General features: G+C 58.2%; 1 protein-coding gene. It reads left to right on the forward strand.

Going from position 1 to position 1,272, the window contains the following annotated elements; genetic code table 11:
• Window positions 1-64 precede the first annotated feature (64 nt).
• Window positions 65-1,254, forward strand: a protein-coding gene (locus tag CO667_RS34540; RefSeq protein WP_096772380.1) for an IS3-like element ISRle4 family transposase whose coding sequence is annotated in 2 segments (ribosomal slippage) — window positions 65-314 and window positions 314-1,254 — 1,191 coding nt in all. Because the reading frame shifts where the segments join, the coding sequence is not laid out codon by codon here.
• The last annotated feature ends 18 nt before the right edge of the window (window positions 1,255-1,272 follow it).

Raw genomic sequence — 1,272 nt, forward strand, 5'->3', positions numbered from 1 at the left:
TGACCTTGCCCCGTTGAAATAATCCATTTTGAAGTAAGCTCTGGCCCATTGAGAGGACCAGGGAATGAAGCGCAATCGTTTCACAGACGAACAGATCATCGGCATTCTGAAGGAGCACGAGGCTGGCACGCCGGTCTCGGAGCTTTGCCGCAAGCACGGCGTCAGCGATGCCAGCATCTATAAATGGAAGGCCAAATTCGGCGGCATGGAGGTATCCGAAGCCAAGCGGCTGAAGACGCTGGAGGACGAGAACACGAAGCTGAAGCGGCTTCTGGCGGATGCCATGCTCGACAATGCCGCTTTGAAAGACCTTTTGGGAAAGAAGTGGTGACGCCCGCGGCCAAGCGGAAAGCTGTCGCGCATCTGATGATCCATCATGAGATGAGCGAACGGCGGGCGTGTAAAGCCATTGGTTTTTGCCGAATGACGATTCGTTACGAGACCAGGCGCGACGATGATCATGAGCTTCGCGAGCGAATGAAGGCGTTGGCGCATGAACGCCGCCGCTTTGGATATCGACGCATTCATGTGCTGCTGAGGCGGGAGGGTCACCTCGTGAACCACAAGAGGCTCTTCCGGCTCTATCGGGAGGAGAAACTGACGGTGCGCAAGCGCGGCGGTCGCAAGCGAGCGATAGGCACGCGAGCGCCGATGCTGGTGCCGATGGTGGCCAATGACCGTTGGTCGCTAGACTTCGTGTCGGATCAGTTCACCGATGGGCGCAGGCTGCGGATTCTGACCGTCGTCGATGATTGCACGAGGGAGTGCCTGGCGCTCGTCGCCGATACATCACTTTCCGGTCTTCGCGTCGCACGGGAGCTTGACCGGATTATCGAGGAGCGCGGCAAGCCGAGGATGATCGTCTCCGACAACGGCAGCGAGTTCACCAGCAACGCGATCCTGCAATGGGCGGACCGGACCAAGGTTGACTGGCATTACATTGCGCCTGGCAAGCCTATCCAGAACGCTTTTATCGAAAGCTTCAACGGGCGGCTGCGAGACGAGTTCTTGAATGAAACTCTGTTCTCGTCGCTCGCTCACGCCCGGTCTGCGCTTTCAAACTGGCGTAGCGATTACAACGATCAACGCCCGCATTCAGGCCTTGGCTGGCTGACACCGGCCGAATTCGCTCAGACACTCAACCCGCGACGTGATGCGGTGCTGCGCAGCCGAAATGGCTCCGCACCGCAACCCGCCGCTACCGAACCAACAACAGCAACCAAAAACCGCTGGAGCGAACGCAAAACTGGATAAAACTTGGGGGCAAGGTCA

The sequence above is a fragment of the Rhizobium sp. L43 genome, from assembly GCF_002531725.1.
Lineage (GTDB): Bacteria > Pseudomonadota > Alphaproteobacteria > Rhizobiales > Rhizobiaceae > Rhizobium.